The organism is Micromonospora sp. DT63, assembly GCF_049841615.1.
In the GTDB taxonomy this organism is placed as follows: domain Bacteria; phylum Actinomycetota; class Actinomycetes; order Mycobacteriales; family Micromonosporaceae; genus Micromonospora.
On sequence record NZ_JBNCKQ010000010.1, the window covers coordinates 106,878 to 130,377 of the forward strand.

Sequence of the window (23,500 nt, forward strand, 5' to 3'; positions counted from 1 at the left end):
CTCTCGGGATAGGGCGGGGAATTCAGCAGGACGCCGGGTTGGCGGTGCTGTCGGTCGCGTACGCGGTGAGCGTCGCGACCTGCGGTACGCCGCGCGCGGCGGTGACCCGCAGCCGCAGCCGGTCGCTTGTCACGGCGGTGGACAGCGGCACGATCCGCTTGTAGCCGACAGTTCCGGCGGCGGCGACCTGCTGCCAGCCGCCGTTGATCCAGGCGTCCACGGCGAACGCCTCGATGCGCTGGCCGTTGCCGACCGACTCCTGCACCAGGAGCCGGTCGAACGTGCGGGCCCGGCAGGCGGTCAGCTCGACCGCGCCGGTGGTGGCACCCCCCGAAGGCGACCAGTACGTGTTCAGTGCCGTGTCGGTGAGGGCGGCGGGGGTGCCGGTCGCGCCCGCCCTGGCGAACAGCTCCCGGCCGTACCGGGCGCGCTGGGCGGTGCCGAACCCGTCGAGGGCTGTGACGTCCGGCGCGTCAATCACACCGGCCCGGTTCGGCGGGACGTTGAGCAGCAGGTTGGCGTTGCGGCCCACCGCGTTCTCGTAGAGCTGCATCAGCGCGGCCGGCTGCTTCACCGAGCCGTTCTGCCCGGAGTGCCAGAACCAGCCGGGCCGGATCGACACGTCCGCCTCGGCCGGATACCACGACAGGTACGTGACCGTCCCCAGGTTCCGGCCGATCAGCGCACTGGAACCCAGGTCGCTCGACGAGGCACCGGCGAGCAGGTCGTCGTCGCGGTTCAGCGCGCCGGGATCGGTGCCCCGGAACGGCAGCGCGCTCCACTCGTCGGCCCGGAACGCCCCGGACTCCGAGCCGACCCAGCGCACGTCCGGGCCGTTGATCGCGATCGTGGCGTTCGGTTGCAGCGCCCGGATCAGTCGGTACCAGTCGCCGACCTGGTACGGCTGCGGGTACGCGGTGTACGGGTTGGCGCCGTCGAACCACACCTCGGCCATCGGCCCGTACTCGGTGAGCAGTTCGTAGAGCTGGTTGAGGAAGTAGGCGTTGTAGTCGTCGGCCTGGTAGGCGTACGTCTGCGTCGGGGTGCGGGTGTCGCCGGCGACGAGCGTCGGGATGCTCACCGCCCGCTTGGCGCTGCCGTTGCCGAACCGGTCGCCACCGCGTCGGCCGGGGATCTCCGCGCCGTCGGCGGGGGAGAGGTAGAAGCCCACGGCCAGACCGGCCGAGCGGGCGGCGTCGACTGTGGCCCGCAGGATGTCGCTCTGGCCGGTACGACCCCACCAGGGGCTGCTGCGCACCGAGTGGGTGCTGTACCGCGACGGGTAGAGCAGAAAGCCGTCGTGGTGCTTGACGGTGAGGATGACCTGCTTGAACCCGTTGCGTTTGAGGACGTCCATCCACTGTGCCGGGTCGACCGCCGTCGGGTTGAACAGGGCCGGATCCTCGTTGCCGCTGCCCCACTCGACGTCGGTGAAGGTGTTCATGCCGTAGTGCAGGAACGCCGTCAGCTCCCGTTGTTGCCAGGCCAGCTGGGCGGCCGACGGGACGACCTGGGCGGCCTTCTGCCGGATCCGGTCGAGCGTGTCGCACCTGTCGACGGTGATGACGGTGGCCGGGGTGACCGGACCGCTGCTGCCGGGATTGCCGGCGCAACCGGGTGGCGGCGGGGTGCCGCCGCAGACCGGCGCGTCGAGCTGGAAGTCGACCGGGCCGGCGGCGCCGGTCATCGTCGCCAGCGCGATGGCGTCCACGGTGCCGTGCCAGCCACGGTTACGGGTTCCGGCGTCGTTGCCGAAGGCCAGCAGGCCCTGCGACGCGTTGGCCGCGGCGACCGGAGTGGTGACGGTGCTGCCCACCTGGCAGCCGTTGACGTACGCGACGAGCCGGGCCGAGGTGTCGCTCACGTACTCGTAGGCCAACGCCACGTGGGTGTCCTGGGTGTCGGACAGGTTGGGCCCGCTCTGCCGGGTGTCGTGGTACGGCGAGTCCGGGCCGTACATGCCGAACTCCGTGGTGGTCTGCGAGCCGCTGGCGTACCGGAAGTAGCCGCCACCGGCGAGGCTGAGCACCGTGTCGAAGGTCAGGGTGGCGCCGCTCTGGCGGCGTACCACCGCCTCGGCCAACAGGCTCCGGTTGACGTACTTGGTGCTGGTCACCGGGATCCGTGGGGAGAACCCGATGCCGGTGCCCCCGCCGGTGAGCGTGACCGACGTCCCGCTGATCGCCTCACTGCCGGCCAGCCGGGTGAGCTGCCCGTCGACCAGCTCCCCGGTCGAGGGGGTGTAGCCGGTGGCGGAGGTGAAGGTGCCGCTGAAGCCCACGTCGAGCAGCGGCTGGTAGTCCGCGGCGGCCACCCGCCACTGCTGGTTGGTGGCTGTGGTGCAGGTCCAGAGGATGACCGCGGTGTTGTTGGTGGTGCCGCCGCCGTTGGCGTCGAGGCAGGTGCCGGTGGCCTGGTTGCGCAGGGTTTTCGCTGTGGTGTCGTACGTCCATCGTTGGTTGGTGGCGGTGCCGCAGGTGGTGATGGTGGCTGCGGCGCCGTTGGTGGTGCTCGCGGCGGTGAGGCACTTGCCGCGGTTGCGGATGCTGTTGTCGGCCTGTCGGGCCCAGGTCTGGTTGGCGGCGCCGGTGCAGTCCCAGAGGATGACTGCGGTGCCGTCGGCGGTGGCGCCGCCGGGCACGTCGACGCAGCGACCGCTGGCCACGCCCGTGATCGTGCCGTCCCCCGGGGCCGCGGCGGCCGGCGCTGCCGATGGGGTGAGCTGGATCAGGCAGGTGGCGAGCAGGACCACGGCGGCCAGGACGGCCCCGCTCGCGTGCGGACGATGACGGCGCAGGGTACGGGTCATGGGGGCGTCCTTCCCGGGAACGGGCAGGCAGGGGCGGTACGGGTGGGTGGCGGGTGCTACATCAGCCACTGCTGGTTGGTGGCTGTGGTGCAGGTCCAGAGGATGACCGCGGTGTTGTTGGTGGTGCCGCCGCCGTTGGCGTCGAGGCAGGTGCCGGTGGCCTGGTTGCGCAGGGTTTTCGCTGTGGTGTCGTACGTCCATCGTTGGTTGGTGGCGGTGCCGCAGGTGGTGATGGTCGCCGCGGCGCCGTTGGTGGTGCTCGCGGCGGTGAGGCACTTGCCGCGGTTGCGGATGGTGTTGTCGGCCTGTCGGGTCCAGGTCTGGTTGGCGGCGCCGGAGCAGTCCCAGAGGATGAGTGCGGTGCCGTCGGCGGTGGCCGCACCCGGCACGTCGACGCAACGGCCACTCGCCACACCGGCGATCGTGCCGGTCGCGGCCGTGGAGACGGCCTGGTAGCGGTGTCCGGCCACGGCCGTGAACGTCACCCGGTCACCGTTGCGGGTCACCGGCACGGTCTGGTTGGTGTTCAGGTCCACCAGCGAGGCGGTGGCCAGCATGGGGTTGCGGACGGTGAGGGCGCCGCCGCTGCCGGCGGTGAGCGTGATCCGGCTGGCCAGGCGGTTGCGCCACTCGGCGTCCACTGTCACGTTGCCGCGTGCCCTGAGGCCGTTGACCGAGCCGGTGGGCCACGCCGCCGGCACGGCGGGCAGCACGTCGACCACGCCGTTCTGGCTCTGCAGCAGCATCTCCGCGATGCCGGCGGTGGCCCCGAAGTTGCCGTCGATCTGGAACGGCGGGTGGGTGTCGAACAGGTTGGCGAGCGTACTGCTCTTGAGCTGTTCGGCGAGCATCTTGTGGGCGTGGTCGCCGTCGAGCAGCCGAGCCCAGAAATTGATCTTCCACGCCTTGCTCCAGCCGGTGCCACCGTCGCCGCGCGCCGTGAGGGACACCCGGGCGGCGTCGGCGAGCGCCGGGGTGGTCAGCGGCGAGATCTGCCGGCCCGGGTGCAGGGCGAACAGGTGCGAGACGTGCCGGTGGTCGTTGGTCGGGCTGTCCCAGTCGGCCTTCCACTCCTGCAACTGGCCCCAGGAGCCGACCCGCAGGCCGGGGTCGAGCTTGCTCAGCGTGGTCTGCCACTGCGCGCGCAGGGTGGCGTCGACGCCGAGCGTGGTGCTCGCCTCGATGGTGTTGGTGAGCAGGTCCCCCACGATCTGCTCGCTCATCGACGCGCCGGCCGAGAAGTCACCCTGCTCCGGCGAGTAGCTGGGCGTCACGACCAGCCTGCCGTCACGCGGGTCGACGCGCAGGTTGGCCCGCCAGAACTCGGCGGCCTCCTTCATCGCCGGGTACGCCTGGTCGCGCAGGAACGCGGTGTCGCGGGTGAAGCGGTAGTGCTCGTAGAGGTGCTGGCACAGCCAGGCCGCGGCCTCCGGGAACCAGAATGCGGTGGCCCAGTCCTGGACACCGGTGAAGCCGTACGGGTTGGTGCTGAGGTGGGTGACCCAGCCGGTCGTGCCGTAGATGGTCTGCGCGGTGGTCCGGCCCGGCGCCCGCAGGGCGTCGATGAAGTCGAACAGCGGTGCGGCGGTCTCGGTGAGGTTCGTGGTCTCCGCCGGCCAGTAGTTCATCTGCACGTTGATGTTCGTGTGGTAGTCGGCCTGCCAGGGCGGGTTGTTGGAGTTGTTCCAGATGCCCTGGAGGTTGGCCGGCAGGGAGCCGTCGCGCGACGACGCGATGAGCAGGTACCGGCCGAAGGAGAAGTACAGCGACTCCAGCGCCCGGTCCTGGGCCCGTTCGGCGGCGCCGGTGTAGGCCGACCGCAGCTCGTCGGTGGGAACGTTGGGCATCTGCCCGCCCACGTTGAGCCGGACGCGGTCGAAGAGCCGCTGGTAGTCGGCGAGATGAGCCGCGCGCAGCGCCGCCCACGTCGAGGTCGCCGCGGCGTCGACCGCCTGGGTGACCCGGGTGTGCGGGTCCGCGCCGCGATAGGTGGGGTACGTGTCGGCGTACGACGTGCCGGCCGACAGCACGACGAACGCCGAGTCCGCGCCGGTGACGGTGACCCGGTCGCCGCCGTAGGTCCGGGTGCCGCCGGTGGTCACGACCCGGTACTGCGTCTCGTGGATCAACCCGTTGCCGGGCAGGGTGCCCCGCACGGTGATCCGGCTGTTCGCCACCGTGACGGTGCTGCCGGGCTGGGCCGGGACGGTCCGCAGGACGAAGGAGACCTTCCCGGCCTGGCTCGCCGACAGCCGGGCGACGATCACGTTGCCGGGGTAACTGGCGACGTACTCGCGTTGGTAGGTGACCCCGCCGTGGGAGTACGCGACGCGGGCGGTCGCCTCGGCGAGGTCCAGCTCGCGCCGGTAGCCGCTCACCGTCGTCGGGGTGCCGGTCATGTCGAGGTACATGTCGGCGAGGTTCTGGTACGAGCCGAACGCGGTGGCCGGTTGCCCGAGCGCGGTCGCCACCGGGCCGGGCGCCATCCGTCCGTCCCGGTCGATCTGGGCCTGTACGCCGGCCAGGGCACCGGGCCGTGGTGACGCCCAGTTGCCGTGGTTGTAGCCAGTGGCGCCCGGTCCGCCCGTCCAGAGGCTCTTCTCGTTGAGTTGGAGGTGTTCGGTCTGGACGCCGCCGAAGACCATGGCGCCGAGCGCGCCGTTGCCCAGCGGCAGCGCGTTGCTCTCCCAGGCGGCGGCGGGCTCGTCGTACCAGAGCGCCAGGCTCGGGTCGGCTGCGGCACGGGCGGGAGGCGTGCCGACGGACACGGAGGTCAGGCACGCGGCGACGAGAAGGGGCGCGGCTGACGCCCGCAGGATCCTCCGGAGACTGCTGTTCCCGAACATAGGACCTCCTCTATGTAGAGGAGAGTTAACGTGGGATGTTTATTATTGTCAATGGACCGGATACTTAAGTTCTACTGTGGCCTTCGAGGAGGAAGATCGCGGGCTTGGTGGCCAATCATCAGCTCATCGGCCTGTCGCCGAAGGGGCAGTCTCCTGGTAGACGTCCGATGTCAGAGCTCCGGAGGCAAAAAACATCCGATGTATGGCTCCCAGACGCTCTTCGGGTGTCGCTGTCGGCATCCATCAGCTAGGAATGGAATCCTCGCGGTCACGGCAACGGGCTCGAACCGACGCGGAGGTAGCGATGGCGCTCACCGACGAGGCGATCGGCAAGATCAAGAGCATGATCACCTCGGGCGAACTCGGCCCCGGCGATCGACTGCCCAAGGAGGCGGACCTGGCCCGGCGGCTCGGCCTGTCCCGCAACTCCCTGCGCGAGGCCGTGAAGGCGCTGTCCATCATCCGCGTCCTGGACGTCCGCCAGGGCGACGGCACCTACGTCACGAGCCTTGCCCCGCACCTGCTGCTCGACACGCTCGGCTTCGTCGTGGACTTCCACCGCGACGACACCGTGCTGGAGTTCCTTGAGGTCCGGCGGATCCTCGAGCCCGCCGCCACGGCGTTGGCCGCGCAGCGGATGGTCGCCGAGGACATCGCCGGCCTCCAGGCCGTCCTCGACGACGTCGGCGACACCAGCGACGTCGAGGCGCTGGTCGCCAACGACCTGGAATTCCACCGCAGGATCGCCGTCGGCGCCGGGAACGCGGTGCTGTGCTCGCTGCTCGACGGGCTCTCCGGCCCCACCACCCGGGCCCGCATCTGGCGCGGGGTCACGCAGGAGGGCGCCGTCACCCGGACCCGTGAGCAGCACCAGGCGATCGTCGACGCGATCACGGCCGGGCAGCCCGAGCTGGCGCGCTCCTGGGCCACCGTGCACGTCGCCGGTGTCGAGGAGTGGCTCCGCCGGACGCTGTGAACGGGGGCCCCGGAACCCGCGTCACGACGGGCCGTGGGGCGTCCGGCCCCTCTCATCCGGGCGCGATTCCGGCCCGGGGCGTATCGGTGCGGTCACGAATCCGGCGGCGTTGGCGGAGTCGCTTCAAGCCTGTACGACGCGCGCGATGCTGGCCCGGATGGGTGCGTAGTGATCGGCGATGGCGGCGCGTAGCTCCGACGCATCCCCGGCCGCGACCGCGTTCACGATTGCCCGATGCCGCTGGGCGGTGATCACCCGATCCTCCGGCTCGGTGCGCAGCGTGGGGGCGACGATGGCCTGCACCTGCCAGAACGCCTCGGTCAGTTGGAGGATCAGGTCGTTGCCGAGGGGCTCCAGCAGCTTCACGTGGAAGGCGCGGTCGACGTCGAGGAAGTCCGTCCCCTGGGCGGCGAGGGTCTCCATCTCGTCGACGAGGGTGGAGAGTTCCGCCAGGTGCCCGCTGTCGAGGACGGCGATGACCTGGGCTGCCAGCCCCTGTTCGAGGGTCTGCCGGACGTCGACGACCTGCCCCAGCACGTGGTGATCCTCCTCGCCGCTGAGCAGGCCGCGGAAGGTCAGGCTCTCCACGAGCGCGGCGAGGCTCATGCGGCCGACGAAGGTGCCGTGACCGTGCCGTACCTCGACGATGTCGAGGGCCGAGAGGATCTTGACGGCCTCACGGACGCTGGAGCGGCTCGCGCCCACCGCCTCGCACAGCTCCGCCTCGGTGGGCAGGATGTCTCCCGGCTTGAGGCGATTGCGCAGGATGTAATCCTTGACCTTGGTCGCCACCTCCTGCCGGCGGGGACCCGGGCGCTCCGCACCGCGCAGCGGGGACGCGTCAATGGTCGTCATCTGCCACTTGCCCTTCGTTCACGGATCTGACACGCTCACCCTATCGGCATCAGATGTCTGACGTCAGACCCCATTACCTTCGAATCCCTCAGCGCGAGCGGTACGCGAGCGCATGAAGAGCCTATGGAGGCAGCTACGTGAGCACCACCGTTGAGCCAAAGGAGAGTCGGCGCTTCCCCCCGCGCCGGTTCCGCTCGTTGGCCGTCGCATCCACCGCGGCAACCCTCGCACTCGGGCTGGTCGCGTGCAGTGGCGGCCCCGCCTCGACCAATGCCGTCGAAGGCGGTAACGGGGGTGCGACCTCGATCGAGACCACTCTGGCGTTCACCCTTTCCAGCGGGTTCGACCCCGGGAACGCCTCGTCGGCGGTGGCGACCGCGGTCAACCAGCACATCTTCGAGGGTCTGATCGATCTCGACCCGGTCACGCGGGAACCTTACCGTGCCCTGGCCAAGGAAGACCCGGTGGCCAGCCCGGACGGGCTCACCTACACGGTGGCCGTTCGTGACGGCGCGAAGTTCTCCGACGGCACGCCAGTCACCGCCGAGGACGTCGCCTGGTCCTTCCAGCGCGTGCTGAAGCCGGCGGACCCCAAGGCCCCGCCGCTGATGCAGGGGTTCGTGTCGTTCATCGACTCGGTCACCGCCAAGGACGCGACGACCGCCGAGTTCAAGCTGAAGTACCCGTTCGCCCTGTTCTCCGAGCGGATCTCCGTCATCAAGATCGTGCCGAAGGCGAAGACCGCGGACCCCGCCGCGTCGAAGTCCTTCGACACCGCGCCGATCGGCTCCGGCCCGTTCAAGCTGGACAGCGCGTCCAAGGAGTCGGGCGTCAAGCTCAGCAAGAGCCCGAACTACAACGGCCCGAAGCCGGCCAAGGTCGAGACGATGACGTGGAACACCACGTCGGAGGCCTCCGCCCGGGTGTCGGACCTGCAGGGTGGCCGTGTTCAGGCCATCGAGTCGGTGCCGTACCTGAACGTCGACTCGCTCAAGGGCAAGTACACGGTTGACGTGAAGCAGGCCTTCAACCAGGTCTTCCTCATGTTCAACTCGTCCGCGGCGCCGTTCAACGACAAGCGCGTACGCCAGGCTCTGCACTACGCGATCGACAAGGACGCGGTCATCAAGACCGCGCTCAACGGCTACGGCACCCCGGCGACGAGCTACCTGGACGAGGGCAACAAGGACTACCAGAAGGCCGCCACCGTCTACGACCACAACGTGGACAAGGCCAAGGCCCTGCTCGCCGAGGCCGGCGTCACCAACCTGTCGTTCCAGCTCGACACCACTGACAACTCCGCGGTGAAGGACGTCGCCCCGCTGGTCATCGAGCAGTGGAAGAAGATCGGCGTCAACGCCACCCTCAACACGGTGCCCTCGTCGGCCATCTACGGCGACATCGTTCCCAAGGACACCTTCCGGGTGCTGATGGCCACCGGCGACCCGAGCGTCTTCGGCGTCGACACCGACCTGCTGCTGCGCTGGTTCTACTACGGCCAGACCTGGCCGGGCCTGCGGTACCGGTGGGACGCCGCCGACCGCAAGGCCATGGCCGACCTGCTCGACAAGGCCGCGCAGACCTCCGACGAGGCGGCCCGCAAGGCCCTGTGGAAGCAGGCTCTGGACAAGGTGGCCGACGAGGTCCCCCTGTACCCGATCCTGCACACCAAGGTCGTCACCGCGTACGACCCCGCGAAGCTCAGCGACTTCTCGGGCGCGGCGACCACCGGCCTGTACTTCCTGGGCAGCAGCCGAAAGGGCTGAGCCCGCCCCCGGGGGCCCCGGATCCGGCCCCTCCGCGTCCCGCCCAGCCCTTCGCCCCTCGGGCTGGGCGGGACGCCCCGGCGCCCTCGACGAAAGAAAGACACCATGCTGAGCGTTCTGAGTCTTGTCGCGCGACGACTCCTGACCCTGATACCGCTGGTTCTGGGCATCACGATCTTCGTCTTCGTGATCATGCAGTTCTCGCCGATCGATCCCGCGCTGTCCGTCCTCGGCGACCAGGCGACGCCCGCGCAGGTGGCCGCGTTCAAGGCCGCCAACGGCCTGGACGACCCGCTGCCCCTGCGGTACCTGCACTTCCTGGGCGACCTGCTCCGGGGCGATCTCGGCGTGACCTTCCCGCCGTCCGTTCCGGTCGCCGACAAGATCGCCACCGCGCTGCCGCTGACGATCCAGCTCACGGCCCTGGGCATCGTCGGCGCGCTGGTCATCGCGTTGGCCCTCGGCATCACCGCGGCGCTGTACCGCGACCGCTGGCCCGACCAGGTCATCCGGTTCGTCTCGATGGCCGGTATCGCCATGCCGTCGTTCTGGCTGGCCCTCCTGCTCATCCAGGAGCTGTCGGTCCGCCGCCCGATCTTCCCCACCGGCGGGTACGTCAACCCCGGTGACTCGTTCTCGATGTGGCTCCAGTCCCTCGCCATGCCCGCGCTGGCTCTCGCCGTGCCGGTCGGCTGCTCACTGGCCCGGATCGTGCGGACGTCGATGGTCGAGGAACTCGACAAGGACTACGTCCGTACCGCCATTGGCGCCGGGCTGCCGCCGCGCGTGGTGGTCGGACGCAACGTGCTGCGCAACGCGCTCATCAACCCGCTCACCGTGCTGGGCCTGCGGATCGGCTACCTGCTGGGCGGCACTGTCGTCATCGAGGCCATCTTCTCGCTGCCGGGCATGGGCACCCAGATCATGAGCGCGGTGCAGCAGAACGACACAGCCCTCGCACAGGGGACCGTGCTGACGATCGCCATCTGCTTCGTCTTCGTGAACCTGGTGGTCGACATCCTCTACCTCTTCGCCAACCCTCGACTGCGCGGAGCCCACTGATGCGTCGAACACTCACCGCCCGGCTGTCGGTTCCCGGCATCGCCTTCAAACGGCTCAGCGTCACGTCCCGGATCGCCCTGAGCTTCATCCTGCTCATCCTCGTGGTGGGCGTCTTCGCGCCGCTGATCCTGCGGCACGACCCCGCGCAGGCCGGGCTCGGTCCCGCGCTGACCGGCCCGAACGGCGACTACTGGTTCGGCCTGGACAAGCTCGGCCGCGACGTGTTCTCGCGGCTGGTCGCCGGCACCCGACGCTCGTTGATCGTGGGCTTCGGCAGCGCCGGCATCGCCCTGGTGGTCGGCGCGATCCTCGGCGCGCTGGCGGGAACCAGCCGGCCCGCGGTCGACGAGGTGGTGATGCGGTGCCTCGACGTCGTCATGGCATTCCCCGCCATCGTGCTGTCCGCCCTGCTGATCATCTCCTTCGGCAAGAACAGCCTCCTGGTCCTGGTGATCGCGATCGGCTTCGTCTTCGTCCCCCAGGTCGCCCGCATCGTGCGCGCCAACGTGCTCTCGCAGTACCGGGAGGACTACGTCGCCGCCGAACGCATCATCGGCGCCCGCCGGCCGCACATCCTGTGGCGGCACATCCTGCGCAACTGCGCCGCACCGATCCTCGTCTTCGTCACCGTCATGGTGGCCGACTCGATCGTGTTCGAGGCGTCCCTCTCCTTCATCGGCGGCGGCCTCGCTCCCCAGGAGGCGGCGTCCTCGTGGGGTTCGGTCATCGCCTTCGGCAAGGAGATGGTCCAGATCGGTGGCTGGTGGGCCACGTTCTTCCCCGGCCTGCTGATCCTGCTGACCGTGCTCGCCCTGAACGTGCTCTCCGAGGGCATGTCGGACGCCTGGGCCGCCCCGGCGGCGCGGCGGGCCACCAGGACGAAGGCCGGCGACGCACAGGAGGAGGCGCAGCCCGGCTCCGGTGAGATGGTGCAACTGCCCGGCCTGCCCGAGGCGGCGCAGCGGCTGCGCGAGCGGGCCCGTCCGCTCCCGCAGGGCGAGCCCGTCCTGGAGGTCCGGAACCTGTCCATCGGGTTCCAGGGGCGTCACCGGGGCGTCGACATCGTCGACAACCTGACCTTCGACGTGCGTCCCGGTGAGGTGCTGGGCCTGGTGGGGGAGTCCGGCTCGGGCAAGTCCCTCACGTCGCTCGCCGTGATGGGTCTGCTGCCGCAGGGTGCCCGGGTTCGCGGCGAGGTCCACTTCGGGGGCACCGACCTGCTGACGTTGAATGCGAAACGACGCCGCGCCCTGATGGGCCGCGAGATCGCGATGGTCTACCAGGACGCCCTCTCGGCCCTGAACCCCTCACTGCGCATCGGGCCCCAGCTCGCCCAGATGATCAGTCGGGGCGGCACCAGGTCGGCCGAGGAGCTGATGGAACTGGTGGGTCTGGACGCGCAGCGCACCCTGTCCGCGTACCCGCACGAACTCTCCGGCGGCCAGCGGCAGCGTGTGGTGATCGCGATGGCGCTGTCCCGCGACCCACGCCTGATCATCGCCGACGAGCCGACCACCGCGCTCGACGTCACGGTCCAGGCGCAGGTCATGGAGCTGCTGATGCGGCTGCGCGGCCAGTTGGGCTTCGCGCTGATCCTGGTCAGCCACGACCTGGCACTGGTCAGCGACGTCGCCGACCGCGTCGTGGTGATGTACGGCGGTCAGATCGTCGAGAGCGGTGTCACCGCCGACGTGGTCGGAGCGCCCGCGCACCACTACGCCCGGGGCCTCCTCGGCTCCGTGCTCTCCCTCGAGGCCGGCGCGGAGCGGCTCACCCAGATCCGCGGTGTGGTGCCGTCGCCTGCCGACTTCCCGTCGGGTTGCCGGTTCGCCGACCGCTGCCCCATGGCGACGGAGATCTGCCGGGAGGAGACGCCCCACCTGGAAGGCGACGCCGGCCACCGGTACGCCTGTCACCACCCGGCCGTCACCGTCAGGGAAGAGGAGCTGGCCCGATGAGCGAGTCGGTCCCACACCAGTCGATCGTCGAGCTGCGCGACGTGCACGTCGTCCACCGCACCGGCGGGGGCGGCATGTTCGGCCGCGAGCGGGTGTACGCCCTCACCGGCGCCGATCTCAACGTTCGTGCCGGCGAGACCATCGGCGTCGTCGGCGAATCCGGCTGCGGCAAGTCCACGATGGCCAAGGTGCTGGTGGGTCTGCAGCGGCCGACGAGCGGCACTGTCGCCTTCGCCGGCAAGGACGTCTGGTCGATGAACGCTGCGGAACGCCGGATGCACATCGGTGCCGGCGTCGGCATGATCTTCCAGGATCCGGCCACGTCGCTGAACCGGCGCATGCCGGTCCGGGACATCCTGCGCGACCCGCTCGACGTGCACCGTCGCGGCACGAAGGCGCAGCGCGAGGAGCGGGTGCGGGAACTGATGGCCCTGGTGGGGCTGCCCCGGTCGGTCGCCGACGTCCTGCCGAGCCAGCTCTCCGGCGGCCAACGCCAGCGGGTGTCCATCGCGCGGGCCCTGGCCCTGGAACCGGGGCTGGTCATCGCCGACGAACCCACCAGCGCCCTGGACGTGTCGGTACGGGCGCAGATCCTCAACCTGCTCCTGGACCTCAAGGAGCGCCTGAACCTGGCCATGGTCTTCGTGTCGCACGACATCCAGACCGTGAAGCGGATCAGTGACCGGGTGGTCACCATGTACCTCGGCCGGATCGTGGAGCAGACCCCCGCCGCCGGTCTGCCCGAGGTCGCGCAGCACCCGTACACCCGGGCGCTCTTCTCCGCGACGCCCGGTCTGCTCTCGCCGCTGGATCCGATCCCGCTCGTCGGCCCCGTCCCGCTCGCGACCCGGCCGCCCACCGGCTGCCCGTTCCGCACCCGCTGCTGGAAGGCCACCGACGGCTGCGCCATCGAGATGCCACCACCCACGACGGGCGACGGCGGTGCCGGCCTCCACGAGTTCCGGTGCTACCACCCCGTTCCCGCCGGATCGAGCAACACGGAGCTGGTCGAGCTCGCCAGAGCAGCGACCGGCCGCAACACCCCCCTACATGTCGAGGAGACAGCGTGACCACCCCTGCCCCGCGGTTCGCCGGAGTCGTGCCGCCGGTCGTCACCCCCCTGACCGAGGAGGGTGCTGTCGATGTCGCCTCCCTTGAACGGCTCGTCGAGCGGATGCTCGCTGCCGGCGTCGACGGCATCTTCGCCCTCGGCAGCTCCGGCGAGACGGTCTTCCTCACCGACAGCCAGCGGGACCAGGCTCTCGAAACCATCGTGAAGACCGTCGGCGGGACCGTCCCGGTCATCGCGGGCTGCATCGAGCCCACCACCCGCCGGGTCGTCGACCGGGCCGAGGCCTCGACGCGTCTGGGTGTCGACGGCCTGGTGGCCACCGCACCCTTCTACGCCATCGTCGGCCCGCACGAGGTCGAGCGGCACTTCCGGTCGCTCGCCGCGGCGGTCGAGCTGCCGCTGCTGGCGTACGACATTCCGGTCTGCGTGCACACCAAGCTGTCGCCGGGTCTGCTGACCCGGCTCGCGGCGGACGGCGTCCTCGCCGGCGTCAAGGACTCCAGCGGCGACGACGTCTCCTTCCGCCAGTTGGTGCTGGCGATCGCGGAACACTCGCCGAACGCCGACTTCAGCCTGTTGACCGGCCACGAGGTGGTGGTCGACGCGATGATGCTCGCCGGCGCCTCCGGTTCCGTCCCCGGACTGGGCAACGTGGACCCGGACGGTTACGTGCGCCTGCACCGGGCCTGCGTCGACGGCGACTGGGATGCCGCCCGCGCCGAGCAGGACCGCCTGACCCGGCTGTTCCGGATCGTCGACGCGGCCGATCCGGCGACGGCGGCCGGGGCCACCCGCGGGGTGGGCGCGTTCAAGACCGCCCTGGCCCTGCTCGGTGTCATCGACAGCAACGCCGTGTCGCTGCCCCTGCGACCGCTCGACGCCGACGAGGCGGCCCGGGTGCGGGGCCACCTGGAACTGGCGGGGCTCGTCTAGCCATGCCCACGGTACGCACGCCCCCGGTTGTCGCCGCGCTCGACATCGGAGGCACCAAGACGGCCGCCGCCATCGTGACCCGCGACGGCGAGGTCATCGACCGACTCACAGCCCCGACCCCTGGCCGGGCCGGGGCGACCGCCATCCTCGACAACGCAGCCGATCTCGTCGGTCGGCTGCGGTCGAGGGTGGCGGGACGAGTCGGTGCCCTCGGTGTCGGCAGTGCCGGTGTGATCGACCCCCGGACGGGCCTGGTGCTGTCGGCCACCGACGCCCTGGCCGGCTGGGCCGGTACGGACCTGCGGGGACGACTGCGCGAGCAGTTGGGCGTACCCGTGTCCGTCATCAACGACGTGCACGCGCACGCCCTCGGTGAGGCGCGGCACGGCGTCGCGGCCGGCTACGACACGACGCTCTTCATCGCCGTCGGCACCGGCATCGGCGCCTCCTTCGTCGTCGACGGCGACGTGCTCACCGGCGCCCACTCGACGGCCGGCCACGCCGGCCACCAGCCCTCGCCGTACGCCGGGCAGTTGCAATGCACCTGCGGCGGCCAGGGCCACCTGGAGGCGATCGCCTCCGGCCCCGCCCTCACCGAGGAGTACGTGCGGCGCACCGGCCAGCGGGTCGACGACCTGCGGTCGGTCGCCGCGCGGGCTGCGGACGGCGACGCGGCGGCCCGGGACGTGATCCTGCTGGGCGGCACCGCCGTCGGCTCGGCGGTCGGCGGGCTGGTCAACATGCTCGACCCCGGCGCCGTCGTGATCGGCGGCGGCGTCGCCGGCCTCGGCGACCTCTGGTGGCAGGCCCTTCGCGCCGCCGTACGGCGGGAGACCCTGCCCAGCCTGGACGACGTGCCGGTGCTGGCCTCCACCCTCGGTTCGGACGCCCCACTTCTCGGGGCCGCCACGCTCGCCTGGAAGGGCATCTCATGAACGCGCTCATCGAAGGACTCCGCCACCGGCTGGTCGTCTCCTGCCAGGCGTACCCCGGTGAGCCGATGCGCACCCCGGACACGATGCGCCGGGTGGCCCTCGCCGCCGCCCAGGGCGGAGCCGCCGGCATCCGCGCCCAGGGCCTGGCGGATATCGCGGCCATCCGGGAGGCCGTCGACCTGCCGCTGATCGGCCTGTGGAAGGACGGGAACGACGACGTCTTCATCACCCCCACGCTGGAGCACGCGCTGTCGGTGGCCCGGGCCGGCGCGCACGTCGTCGCGCTCGACGCCACCGCGCGGCCCCGGCCGGACGGCCGGAGCCTGCGCGAGACCATCGCCGCCGTCCACCAGTTGACCGGAGCTCTGGTGATGGCGGACTGCTCCACCCTCGCCGAGGGGATCGCCGCCGCCGCGGCGGGCGCCGACCTGGTCGGCACCACCCTGGCCGGCTACACCGCGTACACCACCAAGCAGCCCGGACCGGACCTGGACCTGGTCGCCCGGCTCGCCGCCACCGTCGACGTGCCGGTGGTAGCTGAGGGCCGGATCCACACGCCGGCGCAGGCTGCGCAGGCGCTGCGGGCGGGGGCGTGGTCGGTGGTCGTGGGTACGGCGATCACCCACCCCGCCACCATCACCGGCTGGTTCGCCTCGGCGATGGCCGCCCGGTAGCGCAACCCCCCCCACACACTGACAACCCTGCTGTCACGGAGGCCATGCTGTGGCTCTGAGCGATCTCACCCTCGCCGAGTGCTGGGCGTACCGACCCGAGTTGGACGTGCCGAAGGACCTGGACACCTTCTGGGAGCGGACGCTGGGCGCCGACGAACCCACGGCGGCGACGTACGAGCCCGTGGACACGGGCCTGACCCAGATCCGCACGTACGCGGTCACCGTCGCCGGTTTCGGCGGCGAGCCCGTGCACGGCTGGCTGCACCTGCCGGCGACCGCCACCGGGCCGTTGCCCTGCGTCGTCGAGTACCTGGGGTACGGCCGTGGCCGTGGCCTGCCCCACGAGAAGCTGTTCTGGGCCGCGGCGGGCTTCGCCCACCTGATCATGGACACCCGGGGTCAGGGCTGGAGCGCGGCGCCCGGCGTCACCGCCGACCCGGACCGGTACCCGGCGGGAACCGTCCCAGGTTTCCTCACCCGCGGCGTCACCGACCCGGACGACTTCTACTACCGCAGGCTGATCACGGACGCGGTCCGCTTCGCAACCGCCGCCGCCGCGCATCCCGCCATCGACGCCGACCGGATCGCCGTCACCGGCATCAGCCAGGGCGGCGGCCTGTCGCTGGCCGTGGCCGCGCTGGTCCCCGGTGTCGCGGCGGCCATGCCCGACGTGCCCTTCCTCTGTGACATCCGGCGTGGCGTCCAGGTCGCCGGGGCGGGCCCGTACGGCGAGATCACCGAATACCTCGCCCTCTACCGCGACCGGGCCAGCCAGGTGTTCCACACCCTGTCGTACGTCGATGCCGCCGTGCTCGCGCCCCGCGCCACCGCGCCCGCGCTGTTCTCCGTCGCCATGATGGACCGGACCTGCCCGCCCTCGACCTGCTTCGCCGCCTACCACCGGTACGGCGGTGACAAGGAGGTGCGCGTGTACGAGTTCAACGACCACGAGGGTGGCGCGGCGCACCAGCAGGTCGAGCAGCTCACCTGGCTGGGCGCGCTCTTCGGCTGCTGAGGGCGGCCCCGCCGCCCGGCGTCAGCGTGGTTCCCAGGCGTCGGGCAGGGCGGTGAGCTTGCGGACGTGCGCGGGCAGCCGACCGCTGACGATCTCGGCGAGGCTCACCTCGTCGACGACCCGCCGTACGGCCGCGCGGACCGCCACCCACAGGCCGGGCAGGTTCTCCGCCGCGCCCTCGTAGCGGGTCTCCTCGGGCCGCAGGCCGCGTACACCCGCGAGGGGGCCCTCCACCGCGCGCAGCACCGCGCCGACGGTCACCTCGCGGGGCGGACGGGCGAGCGTGTAGCCACCCTCGGCGCCGCGCTGGGCGCGCACGATGCCGGCCCGGCGCAGATCGGCCAGGACCGCCTCCAGGAACTTGCGGGGCATGTCCTGTTCGGCGGCGATGGCCTGGGTGGACATCAGCGAGGGGTACGCGGTCGCGAGGCTCAGCGCCGCCCGTACCGCGTAGTCGCCGCGCGCGGAGATCTGCACTCCGCCATCATGCCCGCCCGGTGCCGCCGCCCGCCCCGGTGGGCTTCCCGGACCGCGTGGCGTGACCGCCGTTGGCCGGTTCGGCGGCGGCGCCGGAGCGGAACCGCCCGCCGTTGGCGCCCGTCGGTTCGGCCGCCGCTCGGGGCCGGACGACCCGGCCGGTGGCCGGCTGATCACGGGTGGCGCGGAACGCCCCCGGGCTGACCCCGATCTCACGGGTGAAGAACCGGCCGAAGTTGGTGGGCTCGGAGAAGCCGAGCTGACGGCCGATCTGGGCGATCGGTTCGTCGCTCGCGGCGAGCAGCCGGGCGGCCTGCAACGCGACCCGCTCGTCGATGACCTGTTTGGCGCTGCGACCGGTCACGGCCAGGCAGGCCCGGGTCAGGGTCCGCACCGAGCAGCCGAGCGCGGCGGCATAGTCCTCGACCCGCCGGGTCAGCTGGTAGCCGTGCTCCACCTCCCGGCCGAACCGCTGGAACGTCTCGACCTCCGGCCGGTGCCCGGACCGGGCCAGGCCGGGCAGGGTCAGCCGCAGCAGCAGCACGGCGAGCTGGTGGCGCAGCAGCGCACGACCGGCCGGGGCGCCGCCGTGCCGCTGGCAGTCCACCGCCAACTGGCTCACCTCGTTGATCACCGCGTCCTCGTCCTCGCCGGCCAACTGTCGCCAGGTCTGCGGGGCGTCCGGATCGACGGCCAGGCCGTGCAGCGCCTCGGCGGTCCAGCCGACCACCGTCGCGTCGAACTGTGGGCCGGCACAGCGCAGCACCTGGCCGGCGCGGACCCGCAGCAGCGTGCCGGGCCGGCACGGCAACAGGTGGAAATCCAGCTCGGCGTCGCCGTGACCCCTGGTGGTGAGGATCAACAGCTCCCGCTCGACGAACACCGGCCGCCGCCAGCCGGGGTCGCCGGCCAGGTCGGCAAGCGCGAACGTGGAAATCTCGTCGGGTACGGGTGACGCCGTTCCGATCGATGGCGCGGGGGAGGGATCGGTGGAGACCATCGCCTGCGACGGTAGCCCGAACCGCAGGTCACCGCATCCCGATCTCGTGCGCGGCGGCGGCGAGGCTTGTCGCGATCCCCGCGGCCGGGCTACGTTACCCGGCGGTAGCGCTGTGCGGTCCGTGGCCGCCCGGCGCCCGCCGTCCGCCCGACCGCCCGGCGGACCCGCCGACACGCGATGGGATGGGCATGACGCAGCTGTTCTCGGTCGAAGGCAAGACGGTCCTGGTCACCGGCGGATCGCGGGGGATCGGGCTGATGATCGCCCAGGGCTTCGTCCGCGCCGGCGCCCGCGTGATCATCTCGTCCCGCAAGGCGGACGTCTGCGAGGCGGTCGCCAAGGAACTCTCCGCCGAGGGCCACTGCGAGGCCATCCCCGCCGACCTGGGCACCGACGCGGGCGCCGAGGCCCTCTCCACCGCCGTCCGGGAGCGCGTCGACCGCCTCGACGTGCTGGTCAATAACGCCGGCGCCACCTGGGGCGCCCCGCTGGACAACTACCCGGAGGCCGCGTTCGACAAGCTCTGGGCGGTCAACGTCAAGGCCGTCTTCCGGCTCACCACCGCGCTGCTGCCGGCGCTGCGCGCCGCCGCCAGCGCCGACGACCCCGCCCGCGTGATCAACATCGGGTCCATCGACGGCATCCGGGTGCCGTTCATGGAGGTGTACGCGTACTCCGCCACCAAGGCGGCAGTGCACATGCTCACCCGCAGCCTTGCCCACCAACTGGCCGGCGAGCAGATCACCGTCAACGCGATCGCGCCCGGCCCGTTCGAGAGCAAGATGATGGCGTTCGCCCTCGACGACCCGGCGAGCAGGGCCGCCATCGAGCAGCAGGTGCCGCTGGGCCGCATCGGTCGCCCCGAGGACATGGCCGGCACCGCCATCTACCTCTCCTCGCGGGCCGGCGCGTACCTCACCGGCGCGGTCATCCCCGTCGACGGCGGCATCACCACCCACGGCTGAGCGCCGGCCACCCCCGGTCGGGCTGCCCGCGTACCCCCGGGGTGTGCCAGGGCCGCGCGGACTCGGCAGATCCGCGCGGCCCTGTCTGGCCGGTGTTGCTCTTTTTCTCAGCGACCGGCGAGCAGCCGGTTCACCGCCGTGTCGACGTCCAGGTGCTCGGCCTCGCGGCCGCGCGGGACGACGACGTACGTCCGTCGAAGGAAACGCACCAGGACGCTGCGCGGCACCTCGAAGAGGGCGTTGCCGTCCGGTGACGAGAGGGCCAGCGCGACGAAGTCGCCCCGCGGTGTGGCCCAGGGCCAGACCCGCACATCGCCGATGCCCGCCGGCTCGTCCAGGCCGGTGACCAGAAGTTCGCGAGCGAACGACCAGCTCACCGCCTCGCCCCCGGCCGATTCGGCATGGAACAGGACATGGACCGCATACGGGTCAGCAGGGTCGTAACGCAGACTGGCACGCACCGGCAAGGCGGTGGCGTCAGGTGCGACGAGCCTTAGCGACGTCTCGACCTCTACGGTCGTCGGTCGGATGACACTCATGGACGTTCTCCCCCCGGCACCGCTGCGGAACGCGCGTGTCCCGCTTTTCCCATACTCAGGTGCTACTCCTGGCTACGCTCCGCCATACGCTGACTTCACCCAGTGGTGGGAAGGGGGACGGAAAGACCGCGTGAATGTGAGCATTCATGTAGGATTTCCGGTTCTGCCCAGTGCGTGATTCCGCCCGGCGTCGGGTGGCTCAGTCGTCGACTTACTCCGGTAACGTCCAGTCGGCCGTTGCAGTGACGGGCCCGAGCGACACTGGGGGGTGAAATGGTCACGAACCGATCCTCAGTGGATCCGGTGGCCGCGTCCGGTCCGCCGAAAGTCGCGGTCCGAGCAGCCGAAAAGCGGGGGTACGACGTGCCGATGGAGCAGCCCGAGCGACCCGGACGGTCGACGCCCGACACGGGCCGTACCGGCGGCGTCCTCGTCGTCGGCGAGCCGCCGAAGCGGCCCCACTGGCGGCAGCGGATCTCGACGACCCTCGACCTGATCCGCGCCAACCCCACCGGCCGGATCGCCCTCAAGATCTTCATCGCCATCGCCGGCGCCCTGGTCGTCACCATCGGCATCGCCCTCATCCCGCTGCCCGGGCCGGGCTGGCTCCTGGTCATCGCCGGCCTCGGCATCTGGGCCGTGGAATTCCACTGGGCCCGCCGACTGCTCGGCTTCACCCGCCGACACGTCCACGGCTGGACCCGCTGGGTGACGCGACAGTCGCTGCCACTGCGCTTCGTGCTCGGGGTCGTCGGCCTGCTCTTCGTGGGCGCTGTGGTCTGGCTCTCACTCAAGCTCAGCTTCGGCATCGACGTGGTGGCCGAGGCGATGCGGTACCTCACGACGCACTGACCCCGGATTTCCGGTCTCGTTCCACGATCGGGTAGAGTCAACGGCGCTGAGGGCGATTAGCTCAGTGGGAGAGCGCTTCGTTCACACCGAAGAGGTCGCTGGTTCGATACCAGCATCGCCCACTCTCAGTTTCTGCAGGCCAGAAGCCCGTTGCCGGATCAATCGGTAACGGGCTTCGCCGTGGGCGTGCTCACGCTGCTCACCCTGGTATTCGTCGCCCTCCTCCCGTCGGGGCTGACCGCCCTGCTCGGCTCGTTCACCAATGTGGCCGTGGCGGCGTTGCTCGTGCTCGGCGGGTATGCCTGGGTTGTGAGCCGCGCGGTCCGGCGCCATGGCACCGCCCCGATCGCCGCAGTGGGTGTCACGCTGCTGGCCACGGCGGCCTGGCTCGCGGTGGACGATGCCTGGCGGAGTCGGCCGGAGCCGCGCGGCAGCGACGCCTTCTACCAGACGGGTGTCAGTGTGTCGGTGGCCGTCGAGACCGGGCCCGACGTCGAGACCGCCGTCGCCGTCGCGGCGCTGCTGCTCGGAGCCGCCCTGACCGTGCTGGCCTGCGCGAGGCTCAGCACGACCCACAGCGAGACGCGCTGAGCCCGGCGCCCTCCAACGGTGACTTCTGAATGTCGAGCGCGCGCGTCTGCCGATGAGCGGCTGTTCGCTTCGCGTTGCGCTCCGGATTGCCTACCCTTTTCCCTATGACCGTCATCTCCGTCATGCTCGCGGTGCCCGATGCCGCAGCAGCCTCTGCTTGGTACCAGCGAGCCCTTGGTGCCACTGAGCTGTGGAACCTGGGATCGGTTGTCGGACTCCAGCTCGACGGGGCACCGTTCTTCGTCGCGGAACCCGCGAACAACGGCTGGGAGAGCCCGACGGCGCTCGGCAGCACCTCGGCGCGGGTCGAGGTCTTTGTCGACGATCCAGACGCCGTCGTCGGTGGTGCTGCTGCGGCAGGAGCCGACTACCACGATCCGGTACGCGACCACTCCGCGCCATGGGGCACGCACCGCCAGGGCGGCTTCTTCGACCCATGGGGTCATCTCTGGCTCGTGGGAGACAAGTCGCCGCTACGGCGTCATGGGTAGTCGATGTGGCGTGAAGGGCGGACCGATCTCGACAGACCGCCGGGCTGAGAGAGCGTCCCGAACTGCCGCTGACAATGCGCGACGATCGTGAGCGACGCTATCCGGACACCGAGCATCGGCGCCAACTCGTCCGACCCGTTGACTCGCCACGGGTCCGGGTCTGGCCGGATCGTCCAGCCGGGGCAGCAGCGATCATGTGATGCCGCGCCCCCCGGTAGTCGGTGCCTGAATTATTTAGCGGCAGCGGTGGCATGCCCGTCGGGTAGTCGCCGCCGATGCGGTGCGTGGATGCAACTTCGACCGCGCGCGGGCGAGAGCGGCGGTCAGGTCCATGTGGTCGTTTGTGGTTTAACGGACGACGAGCGCGTCGCCGATGCGTAGGACTTCGCCGTCGTGGTGGATGTGCTGACCGTCGTTGAACGCGGTGCTGGTTATTCGGAACCGTGACGGGTGGGTGAACTCCTCGCTGGTGAGAGTCCACGGTACTGCGGGGTCCGCGCCCGGCACTGCGGCGAGAAGGACGGCACAGCCGTCGTGAGGTACGTCGTAGTCGTCGTGGGGCTCGTCGTACCGTGCGTGACGTAGCACGACCGGGCCGTAGCGGATTGCCTCAGGTGGCACCGTGGGCGGTATGTGACGCCACCGTCGTTCAAGCTCCACGAACGCCGTCTGACGCTCTGCTCCACGACGCGTGCTCGCGCTGAGAATGGCGCTGCCCGCGTCGGCCGCGATACGGCAGATGTCGAGGATCGGCACGCCGGCGGCAAGGTTCGGATAGTGGTGGACGAGTCGAGCATGGTTCATCAACATGACGAGCGCTTGAGCGGCGGCCCGTTGCGGTGCGGTCAGGGTCGACGTCTGTAGCGGCTTCCGTCGTTGTGGCCGTGCGTGTGGCGTGGTGAGGTCGGCTGCCTGGCCTGCCGTTGACTCGTTCCATCGCGGGTCGTCGGGCCAGACTGAAGCCTCGGTCGCCAGCAGGCGACCGGTCCGCCCAATTGTCACGGCCGGCCCGGCGTCAGTGCGGCTTACGGCCATCCCGATCCGGTCCTCGGCGTCGAACTGCAATTTGGTGACCCCGTTGAGGGTGAACCTCAGCGGCGCGGCCGGCCAGGGCTTCCTGGATCCGTCCCGCGAGATGCGTCCGGCAGTGGGTGTGAACCGTCGTGGAGTGGCCAGGGTCAGGTGTACCTGCAATCCCTCGTCCGACGGTTGGGCGGTGAGTGAGCGCACGCTGCCGTTGGCGAGGTCGTAGTCGTGGACAAGAGCATCGATGATTCCAGCGGTCAGCCGAAAGGCGCCCGGGAAGACGCGTCCTTGGTAGTCCCGATGTACGGAACGCTCCGGCCTTGCGGTGGGAAGCACCTTGTCCAGGCTCGGGTCGAGATCGACCATCAGCCGGCGTCGGTCGGCCCCGAGGTCAGCCATCCACCGCAGGCCGGCGCTTGCTCGTCTGGATCGAAGTGGCCAGGGAGCACATGCCGCGCTCACCAAAGGTACGGCGTTGTTGTCCCAGATATCAGCGATGCGGCCGATACGAGTGGCGTCGAAGCTCCGGGCGTCCGTGGCCATTGCGGCGATCTCCCCGATGGAGCGATCGAGCAGCCCTGCGAAGGCTTCCAGCAGCGAGCTCACGTCGGCGAGTATGGCACCGCGCGAAAAGGACGGCCGCGTCGACCACAAGGCG

General features: G+C 70.7%; 20 protein-coding genes and 1 tRNA gene. 14 read left to right on the forward strand and 7 right to left on the reverse strand.

The genetic code is table 11. From position 1 onward, the window contains the following. Nucleotides 1-22: 22 nt before the first annotated feature. Entirely contained in the window at nucleotides 23-2,809 is a 2,787-nt protein-coding gene (locus ACLQ27_RS28725; RefSeq protein WP_425869638.1) for an alpha-L-fucosidase, read from the reverse strand. Between the two features lie 56 nt (nucleotides 2,810-2,865). Then, on the reverse strand, nucleotides 2,866-5,655 hold the full coding sequence (locus tag ACLQ27_RS28730) for a glycosyl hydrolase family 95 catalytic domain-containing protein (RefSeq protein ID WP_425869640.1): 2,790 nt from the start codon (nucleotides 5,653-5,655) through the stop codon (nucleotides 2,866-2,868). 304 nt (nucleotides 5,656-5,959) lie between these two features. On the opposite strand from ACLQ27_RS28730, the gene ACLQ27_RS28735 reads away from it, so the two are divergent. Continuing rightward, on the forward strand, nucleotides 5,960-6,631 hold the full coding sequence (locus tag ACLQ27_RS28735) for a FadR/GntR family transcriptional regulator (protein WP_357495528.1): 672 nt from the start codon (nucleotides 5,960-5,962) through the stop codon (nucleotides 6,629-6,631). Between the two features lie 123 nt (nucleotides 6,632-6,754). Here the strand turns inward: ACLQ27_RS28735 and ACLQ27_RS28740 are convergent, their stop codons facing one another. Further along, entirely contained in the window at nucleotides 6,755-7,486 is a 732-nt protein-coding gene (locus tag ACLQ27_RS28740) for a FadR/GntR family transcriptional regulator (RefSeq protein WP_357574547.1), read from the reverse strand. A 137-nt stretch (nucleotides 7,487-7,623) separates the two neighbouring features. On the opposite strand from ACLQ27_RS28740, the gene ACLQ27_RS28745 reads away from it, so the two are divergent. From ACLQ27_RS28745 to ACLQ27_RS28780, 8 genes are all read left to right on the forward strand, one after another. After that, nucleotides 7,624-9,252, forward strand: coding sequence for an ABC transporter substrate-binding protein (locus ACLQ27_RS28745; RefSeq protein WP_357495525.1), 1,629 nt, complete (start codon nucleotides 7,624-7,626; stop codon nucleotides 9,250-9,252). 105 nt (nucleotides 9,253-9,357) lie between these two features. After that, on the forward strand, nucleotides 9,358-10,314 hold the full coding sequence (locus ACLQ27_RS28750) for an ABC transporter permease (protein ID WP_234581680.1): 957 nt from the start codon (nucleotides 9,358-9,360) through the stop codon (nucleotides 10,312-10,314). Continuing rightward, complete coding sequence (locus ACLQ27_RS28755; RefSeq protein ID WP_357495522.1) at nucleotides 10,314-12,272, forward strand: dipeptide/oligopeptide/nickel ABC transporter permease/ATP-binding protein; 1,959 nt, start codon at nucleotides 10,314-10,316, stop codon at nucleotides 12,270-12,272. Before ACLQ27_RS28750 ends, ACLQ27_RS28755 begins: the two co-directional genes overlap by 1 nt. Continuing rightward, on the forward strand, nucleotides 12,269-13,342 hold the full coding sequence (locus ACLQ27_RS28760; protein WP_425869644.1) for an oligopeptide/dipeptide ABC transporter ATP-binding protein: 1,074 nt from the start codon (nucleotides 12,269-12,271) through the stop codon (nucleotides 13,340-13,342). Before ACLQ27_RS28755 ends, ACLQ27_RS28760 begins: the two co-directional genes overlap by 4 nt. Further along, a complete protein-coding gene (locus tag ACLQ27_RS28765) occupies nucleotides 13,339-14,277 on the forward strand; it encodes a dihydrodipicolinate synthase family protein (protein WP_425869646.1) in 939 nt (312 codons plus the stop codon). Before ACLQ27_RS28760 ends, ACLQ27_RS28765 begins: the two co-directional genes overlap by 4 nt. Nucleotides 14,278-14,279: 2 nt before the next feature. Next, the gene (locus ACLQ27_RS28770; protein WP_357574544.1) at nucleotides 14,280-15,212 is read left to right on the forward strand and encodes an ROK family protein; all 933 of its coding nucleotides are present in this window, start codon (nucleotides 14,280-14,282) and stop codon (nucleotides 15,210-15,212) included. Further along, nucleotides 15,209-15,886, forward strand: coding sequence for an N-acetylmannosamine-6-phosphate 2-epimerase (locus tag ACLQ27_RS28775; RefSeq protein WP_357495516.1), 678 nt, complete (start codon nucleotides 15,209-15,211; stop codon nucleotides 15,884-15,886). The genes ACLQ27_RS28770 and ACLQ27_RS28775 overlap by 4 nt, the downstream gene beginning before the upstream one ends. Before the next feature lie 49 nt (nucleotides 15,887-15,935). Beyond that, nucleotides 15,936-16,901: an acetylxylan esterase gene (locus tag ACLQ27_RS28780; RefSeq protein ID WP_425869648.1), complete on the forward strand. Its 966-nt coding sequence runs from the start codon at nucleotides 15,936-15,938 to the stop codon at nucleotides 16,899-16,901. A gap of 21 nt (nucleotides 16,902-16,922) precedes the next feature. On the opposite strand, the gene ACLQ27_RS28785 is transcribed toward ACLQ27_RS28780, so the two are convergent. Continuing rightward, nucleotides 16,923-17,378, reverse strand: a complete 456-nt coding sequence (locus tag ACLQ27_RS28785; RefSeq protein ID WP_357495512.1) for an RrF2 family transcriptional regulator — start codon at nucleotides 17,376-17,378, stop codon at nucleotides 16,923-16,925. Between the two features lie 7 nt (nucleotides 17,379-17,385). Beyond that, nucleotides 17,386-18,378 carry a helix-turn-helix transcriptional regulator gene (locus ACLQ27_RS28790; RefSeq protein ID WP_425869651.1) on the reverse strand — a complete coding sequence of 331 codons (993 nt, stop codon included), beginning with the start codon at nucleotides 18,376-18,378 and terminating at the stop codon, nucleotides 17,386-17,388. 188 nt (nucleotides 18,379-18,566) lie between these two features. Here ACLQ27_RS28790 and ACLQ27_RS28795 point away from each other — a divergent pair, with 188 nt between their 5' ends. After that, complete coding sequence (locus ACLQ27_RS28795; protein WP_357574542.1) at nucleotides 18,567-19,343, forward strand: SDR family oxidoreductase; 777 nt, start codon at nucleotides 18,567-18,569, stop codon at nucleotides 19,341-19,343. A gap of 107 nt (nucleotides 19,344-19,450) precedes the next feature. Here ACLQ27_RS28795 and ACLQ27_RS28800 read toward each other — a convergent pair whose 3' ends face one another. Next, a complete protein-coding gene (locus ACLQ27_RS28800) occupies nucleotides 19,451-19,882 on the reverse strand; it encodes an SsgA family sporulation/cell division regulator (RefSeq protein WP_007457244.1) in 432 nt (143 codons plus the stop codon). A 294-nt stretch (nucleotides 19,883-20,176) separates the two neighbouring features. Here ACLQ27_RS28800 and ACLQ27_RS28805 point away from each other — a divergent pair, with 294 nt between their 5' ends. From ACLQ27_RS28805 to ACLQ27_RS28820, 4 genes are all read left to right on the forward strand, one after another. Continuing rightward, nucleotides 20,177-20,734, forward strand: a complete 558-nt coding sequence (locus ACLQ27_RS28805) for a PGPGW domain-containing protein (protein ID WP_425869733.1) — start codon at nucleotides 20,177-20,179, stop codon at nucleotides 20,732-20,734. 50 nt (nucleotides 20,735-20,784) lie between these two features. Next, nucleotides 20,785-20,856 (forward strand) — tRNA-Val (locus ACLQ27_RS28810). A 58-nt stretch (nucleotides 20,857-20,914) separates the two neighbouring features. After that, nucleotides 20,915-21,325 (forward strand): hypothetical protein, encoded by a 411-nt coding sequence (locus ACLQ27_RS28815; RefSeq protein ID WP_357574540.1) that lies wholly within the window; start codon nucleotides 20,915-20,917, stop codon nucleotides 21,323-21,325. A 104-nt stretch (nucleotides 21,326-21,429) separates the two neighbouring features. After that, a complete protein-coding gene (locus ACLQ27_RS28820; protein ID WP_357574539.1) occupies nucleotides 21,430-21,816 on the forward strand; it encodes a VOC family protein in 387 nt (128 codons plus the stop codon). A gap of 348 nt (nucleotides 21,817-22,164) precedes the next feature. On the opposite strand, the gene ACLQ27_RS28825 is transcribed toward ACLQ27_RS28820, so the two are convergent. Continuing rightward, the gene (locus tag ACLQ27_RS28825) at nucleotides 22,165-23,448 is read right to left on the reverse strand and encodes a hypothetical protein (protein ID WP_425869653.1); all 1,284 of its coding nucleotides are present in this window, start codon (nucleotides 23,446-23,448) and stop codon (nucleotides 22,165-22,167) included. Between the last annotated feature and the right edge of the window lie 52 nt (nucleotides 23,449-23,500).